This window comes from Clavibacter lycopersici (assembly GCF_003576405.1).
GTDB classification, from domain to species: domain Bacteria; phylum Actinomycetota; class Actinomycetes; order Actinomycetales; family Microbacteriaceae; genus Clavibacter; species Clavibacter lycopersici.
On record NZ_QWGT01000163.1, the window covers coordinates 1 to 6,363 of the forward strand.

6 protein-coding genes are annotated in these 6,363 nt (G+C 75.6%); all 6 read left to right on the forward strand.

What is annotated here, in order from left to right; all coding sequences use genetic code 11:
- The coding region (locus tag DZG00_RS10865) for an AraC family transcriptional regulator (protein ID WP_147359974.1) at positions 1 to 1,127 on the forward strand (1,127 nt) is incomplete at its 5' end.
- 82 nt (positions 1,128 to 1,209) lie between these two features.
- Positions 1,210 to 1,881 (forward strand): TetR/AcrR family transcriptional regulator, encoded by a 672-nt coding sequence (locus DZG00_RS10870; RefSeq protein ID WP_119455615.1) that lies wholly within the window; start codon positions 1,210 to 1,212, stop codon positions 1,879 to 1,881.
- Positions 1,878 to 2,540, forward strand: a complete 663-nt coding sequence (locus tag DZG00_RS10875) for a hypothetical protein (protein ID WP_119382839.1) — start codon at positions 1,878 to 1,880, stop codon at positions 2,538 to 2,540. Before DZG00_RS10870 ends, DZG00_RS10875 begins: the two co-directional genes overlap by 4 nt.
- Positions 2,537 to 4,642: a YhgE/Pip family protein gene (locus DZG00_RS10880; protein WP_119382838.1), complete on the forward strand. Its 2,106-nt coding sequence runs from the start codon at positions 2,537 to 2,539 to the stop codon at positions 4,640 to 4,642. Before DZG00_RS10875 ends, DZG00_RS10880 begins: the two co-directional genes overlap by 4 nt.
- A 55-nt stretch (positions 4,643 to 4,697) precedes the next feature.
- Positions 4,698 to 5,390: a response regulator transcription factor gene (locus DZG00_RS10885; RefSeq protein WP_119455617.1), complete on the forward strand. Its 693-nt coding sequence runs from the start codon at positions 4,698 to 4,700 to the stop codon at positions 5,388 to 5,390.
- On the forward strand, positions 5,371 to 6,363 hold a 993-nt coding region (locus tag DZG00_RS10890), incomplete at its 3' end, for a sensor histidine kinase (RefSeq protein WP_119455616.1). The genes DZG00_RS10885 and DZG00_RS10890, both read left to right, overlap by 20 nt.

Below are 6,363 nucleotides of genomic sequence, written 5' to 3' on the forward strand. Positions count from 1 at the left end.
CAGAGGCCGCACCCGACACCGCGTCGCTGGGTACGGGATCGCTCTCGCTCGTCGCCGGAGCGGGTGCAGCCGTCATGGGCATGGCCGCCGCCGACGCCTCCGCTGCCGCTGCGACGGCGGGTGCTCCCGCGGCCCCCGCTGACGTGGCGGCCGCCACCGCTCCCGCTCCCGCCGACGCCCCGGCCGAGCCCTTCGTCCGCGCGGTGATGTCCGGCGCCGACATCGACGAGGCCACCGCGAGCTTCGGGGCCGTGCTCGAGGGGATCCGCTTCGCCCCCGACCGCCGCACGAACACCTTCTCCTACCGGTACGCGATGCTCGGCGGCGACCGCGTCACGCTCCGCACCTCGCGCATCACGGGCACGCAGTGGGCCGAGAGCCCCCAGCGGCCCGAGCACGTGGTCACCTGGTTCCTCGAGGGGCAGATCACCGTCGACCGCGGATCCCGCGCGGTCGCCTCCCGCGGACAGCTCCCGTTCCTCTTCCCCACCGGCCGCCCGTTCCAGTACCAGGCGACCGCCACCCGGCAGAACTGCGTCCACCTCGACGCGGGCTTCCTCGAGCAGACCGCGACCGAGTTCCACCACGGACCCGCGCGCCCGCTGCTGTTCGAGCACCGCAACGCGCCGACCGCCAAGACGGCCGCCATCTGGCGGCAGGCGGTCGCCGCCGCGGCGCCCGTCATCACGGATCCGGACGCGTCGCCCCTCCTGCGCCTCGAGGCCGACCTGTCGCTCGCCCGCGCCACCCTCCGCCTCTTCCCCTGGGACGACGTGGAGATGCCGGCCGAGCTGCGGGCGCCGCGCATGGCGCACATCCGCGTGGCCGTCGAGTACCTGCACCACAACGCGCACCTGCCCATCACGCCCGCCGAGGCCGCGGCCGCCGCGGGCATCTCGACGCGCGTCCTCCAGCTCGCCCTCCGCCGCCACCACGGCCAGACGCCCACCGAGTACCTGCGCGGGATCCGCCTGCGCCGGGTGCGCGCTCAGCTCCTGGACGCGATGCCCACCACCACGACCGTCCGCAGCGTCGCCGAGGAGTGGGGCTTCGCGCACCTCGGCCGGTTCGCGGCGTCGTACGCGGAGGCGTTCGGCGAGCTGCCGAGCGTGACCCTGCGCAGCTGATCCGGGCGGCGGGCGCCGTCGGGGCTGGGAGCCCGCCGAACTGATGTTGCACACGCGTGTGCAGGATCACTACCCTGGTCGCATGACCTCCCTCGCCTCCGCACGCGCGCCCCGCAAGGACGCCGCGACGAACCGCCAGGCGCTCCTCGACGCGGCCGTGGTCGCGCTCGACCGCGACCCGGACGCGTCCCTCGAGACCATCGCCACCGCCGCGGGCCTCAGCCGCCGCGCCGTGTACGGGCACTTCGCCACGCGCGACGACCTCGTGCGCGAGGTGCTGCAGCGCGGCGCCCGGCGCATCGTCGAGTCGTTGGCGGGGATCACGCACGACGACAGCCGGATCCACGTCGCCCTCATCGGCGCCCGCCTCTGGGCCGAGGTCGAGCAGGTGCGCGTGATGGCCCGGGTCGCCGTCCGCGGACCGCTCGCGCGCGAGGTCGCCACCGAGCTGGCGCCGCTGCGCGCCGAGCTGCAGCGGGTGGTCGAGCGGGGCATCGCGGCAGGCGAGCTGCGCGACGACATCCCCGCGCCGACGCTCGCCCGGCTCGTCGAGGGCGGCGCGCTCGCGGTGCTCGACGAGGCGACGCGCAGCGACATCGGCCGCGCCGAGGGCCACTCGCTGGTGATCCTCACCTCGCTCGCCCTCTGCGGCCTCGACTGGCGCGCGGCCGGCGCACTCATCGCCGCGACCCCGGAGCTCCGCGAGGCCGCGCCTCGCGTGTCCGCGCCGAGCCGCACGGAGGCCGCGTCGTGATCGTCACCCTCACCGACGCGCGCGTGGGCGACGGCTCCGCGCCCGCCCTGCCCGCGATCTCCCTCTCCTACGGCGGCCCGGATCCCGTGGTCGCCGTCGCCGAGACCGAGCTGCGGCCGACCGTCCTCTCGCTCGTCGCGTCCGGCCGCATGCGCATCGACGGCGGGACGCTCGCCCTCGACGGCGACGACTCGGCCGGCGTGGCGGCGCGCATCGCCGAGCGGGTCGCGCTCGTCGACACCCCGCGGATCAACGAGCCCGCCGACGACGTGACGCTCCGCGCGGTCGTCGCCGAGGAGCTCGCCCTCGCCGGGCACCGCTCCGGCCGGCACGAGGTCGGCGTGATCCTGGACGACCAGCAGCTGGCCGACCTCGCCCGCGCGCCCTTCTCGGCGGTCCCCGCGGTCGCCCGCATCCGCCTCCTCACGACTCTCGCCGCCTCGCGCGCGGGCGTCGAGGCCGTCGTCGTCACCTCGCCCGAGCGTCACGGCGGCGCGGTCGCCGAGTGGATGCGGGTCCTCCGCGACCTCGCGCGGTCCGGCACCGGCGTCCTCGTCGTCACGAGCGAGGCCGCCGCCGAGGCGATCGCGGCGCTGCCCGCGGACTCCCCCCTCGAACTCCCCACCACCCCGACGCACGACGGAAGCACGACCCGATGAGACTGATCCCCCTGGTGCGCGCCGAGCTGACGCGCCTCACCGCCACCACCATGTCCAAGATCGCGCTCGTCGCGCTCGTGCTGGTGCCCGTGCTCTACGGCGGCCTGTACCTCTGGGCGAACCAGGATCCGTACAGCAGCCTCGACAGGGTCCCCGCCGCGCTCGTCGTCGCCGACCAGGGCACCACGGTCGACGGGGAGCCGGTCGACTACGGCACCGACGTCGCGAAGGACGTGCTCGACGACGCCTCCTTCGACTGGCACGAGGTCTCCTCCGCCGAGGCGCGCACGGGCCTCGAGGATGGCACCTACGACTTCACGCTCACCATCCCGTCCGGCTTCTCCGCCGCGCTCGCGTCGTCCTCCGGCACGGATCCGCAGCAGGCGCGCGTGGTCATGGCCACCGACGACGCCAACAGCTACCTCGCCACGACCATCGCGCAGCAGGCGGGCGCGCGGATCACGAAGTCGGTCGCGTCGCGCGTCGGCACCGAGGCCGCGGGCAAGCTCCTCCTCGGCCTCGCGGACGTGCGCTCCAGCCTCGGCGACGCGGCATCCGGCGCGCAGCAGCTCGTCGACGGCACGGCCAGCGCGCGCTCCGGCGCCGACGACCTCGCCGCCGGGAACGGGAAGCTCGCGACGGGGGCGGACACGCTCTCCGCAGGCCTCGACCAGCTCCGATCGGGCACCGCGCAGCTCCCCGCGCAGACGCAGCAGCTCGCCGCGGGCGCCGACCAGGTCGCGGACGGCGCGGCCACGCTCTCCTCCGGCGCGACGGACCTGTCCACGGGCGCCGCCGCGCTCACCCCGGGCGCGCAGAGGACCGCCGAGGGCGCGCGGAAGGTCGCCGACGGGAACGCGCAGATCGCCGCGCTCGGATCCACCGCCACCACGGGCGTCGACCAGCTCGCCGGACGGGTCCCCGCGATCCGCACCGCGATCCAGCAGCGGATGGTGGACGCCGGGATCCCGCAGGCCGACATCGACGCCGCCCTCGCGAAGCTCGACGTGCTCGGCACCGACATCACGGGCGCCGCCGCGAAGACCGACGGGCTCGACACCCAGCTGCAGCAGCTCGCGGCCGGCAGCGAGCAGGTCGCCCAGGGGAGCGCGCAGGTCGCCGACGGCGCCGGGAAGCTGCAGACCGGATCCGCCTCCCTCGCCCAGGGCGCCGGCACGCTCGCGACCGGCAGCCGCCAGGTCGCGGACGGCGCGGATGCGCTCGCGAAGGCGTCGCCCGCGCTCGCGTCCGGCATCGCGCAGGCCGCCGACGGCAGCGCGACCCTCGCATCCGGCGCGCACTCCGCCGCTGACGGCGCGACCTCCCTCGCGTCCGGCCTCGGCACGCTCGAGGACGGCACGACGAAGCTCCGCGACGGGCTCGACTCCGGGCTCGACCAGATCCCCGCGTCCACGGACTCGCAGCGCGACGCGCAGGCCGACACGATCGGCGATCCCGTCGCGCTCCGCCAGGACGCCGTGACCCAGGCCGGCGAGTACGGCGCCGGGCTCGCGCCGTTCTTCATCAGCCTCGCCGCGTGGATCGGGATCTACGCCCTGTTCCTCATCGTGAAGCCGCTGTCGCGCCGCGCCATCACGGCCCGCAAGGCGCCGCTCCGGATCACGCTCGCGGGCTGGCTGACGCCGGCGCTCCTCGGCGTCGTGCAGATGGCCGGCCTCTACGCGATCGTGGCCGGGGCGCTCGGCTTCCGCATCGCCCACCCGCTCGCCATGTACGGGACGATGGTGCTCGCCTCGATCACGTTCGCGGCGATCATCCTGGCGCTCAACGTGCTGCTCGGCAGCGTCGGCCAGTTCCTCGGGCTCGTGCTCATGGTCGTGCAGCTCGTGACCGCGGGCGGCACGTTCCCCTGGCAGACGCTGCCCGGATCGCTCGCCGCGCTGCACCACGTGCTGCCCATGAGCTTCGCGGTGGATGCGCTCCGCCAGCTCATGTACGGCGGCGACCTCGGCAAGGCGGCGATGGACGCGGGCGTGCTCGCGCTGTGGCTCGTCGCCGGCCTCGCGGTCGCGCTGGCCGGGGCGATCCGGATCACGTCGCACCGCACGCTGCGCGACCTGCGGCCGTCGCTCATCGGGTGATCCGGCACCGCTCGGCGATCGTGTGGTGCACTGGTCCCCGACGGACGGAGCGCGCGTGAGGATCCTGCTGGTGGAGGACGAGCCGCTCCTCGCCGACGCCGTGGCCAGGGGCCTCCGGCTCGAGTCGTTCGCCGTCGACGTGGCGCGCGACGGCGACCAGGCCCTCGAGAAGGCGGCCGTGACCGCGTACGACGCCGTGGTCCTCGACCGCGACCTGCCGGGAATGCACGGCGACGAGGTCTGCCGCCGGCTGGTCGCCGCGCCGGACGCCCCGCGGATCCTGATGCTCACGGCCGCCGCCTCCCTCGCCGACCGCGTCACCGGCCTGGAGCTCGGCGCGGACGACTACCTCGTGAAGCCGTTCGAGTTCGAGGAGCTCGTCGCCCGGCTGCGCGCCCTCGGCCGCCGCACCCCGACCGCCCGGCCGCCCGTGCGGGAGCGCGCGGGCATCCGGCTCGACCCGTTCCGCCGCGAGGTGTACCGCGACGGCCGCCTGGTGCGCCTCGCGCGCAAGGAGTTCGCGGTGCTCGCCGTGCTGATGGAGGCGGACGGCGGCGTGGTCAGCGCGGAGGCGCTGCTGGAGAAGGCGTGGGACGAGAACGCGGATCCGTTCACGAACGCCGTGCGGATCACCGTCTCGACGCTGCGCAAGCGCCTCGGCGCGCCCGGTCCCCTCGAGACGGTCCCGGGCGTCGGCTACCGCATCGCCGACCGCGCGGGGGACGCGGATGCCGCCCGGCGGCCCTGAGCGGCGACGCGGGCCGAGCGTCCGGAACCGCCTCGCCCTCGCCTACACGGGCCTGATCGTCGTCACCGGCATCGCCATGATCCTCGCGGTGCAGGCGACCGTCCGCATCATGAACGGCGCGAACATCGCCGTGCTGTACCAGGTCGCGACCGGGACGGTCGTCGTGATCGCCGCGCTCGGCGGCCTGGCGAGCTGGCTCCTCGCCGGCCGCCTGCTGCGCCCCCTCCAGGAGCTCGACCGCATGGCCCGCGAGGTCGACGAGACGACCCTCGACACGCGGATCGGCATGTCGGGGCCGCACGACGAGATCCGCTCCCTCGCCGACACCTTCGACGGGATGGTCGCCAGGCTCGAGGCGGCCTTCACGAGCCGCGCGCTCTTCGCCGCCAACGCTTCGCACGAGCTGCGCACGCCGCTCGCGACGATGAAGACGGTGATCCAGGTGGCGCTGCGCACCGAGCGCGACCCCGGGTCGCGGGCGACCCTCGAGGGCCTGCTGCGCACGGTCGACGCGATGACCGGCACCACCACCGCGCTCCTCGAGCTGGCCGCTGCCCGCGAGCCGCGGAGCGACGAGGCCGTCGACCTGTCCGCCCGGGTGGCTGCTGCCCTCCGCGCCGAGGCCGACGCATGCGCGCGGGCCGGCATCACGGTCACCGCCGACCTGCCGCCCGTCCCGGTCGTGGTCTCCGGCGACGCGCGACTGATCGACCACCTGGTGGGCAACCTCGTCCGCAACGCGGTCGTGCACAACGTGCCGGGCGGGTGGATCCGCGTCACGACGCGCGCCCACCTCCCCGGGGCAGCCGTCCTCGAGGTCGGCAACTCGGGCGAGGTCGTGCCCGCGGACGACGTGCCGCTCCTGACGGAGCCGTTCCACCGCGTGCGCCGGCGGACGGCCGGAGGCCACGGCCTGGGCCTCGCGCTCGTGCGGGCCGTGGCGGACGCGCACCGCGCCGAGGTGCGCATCGCC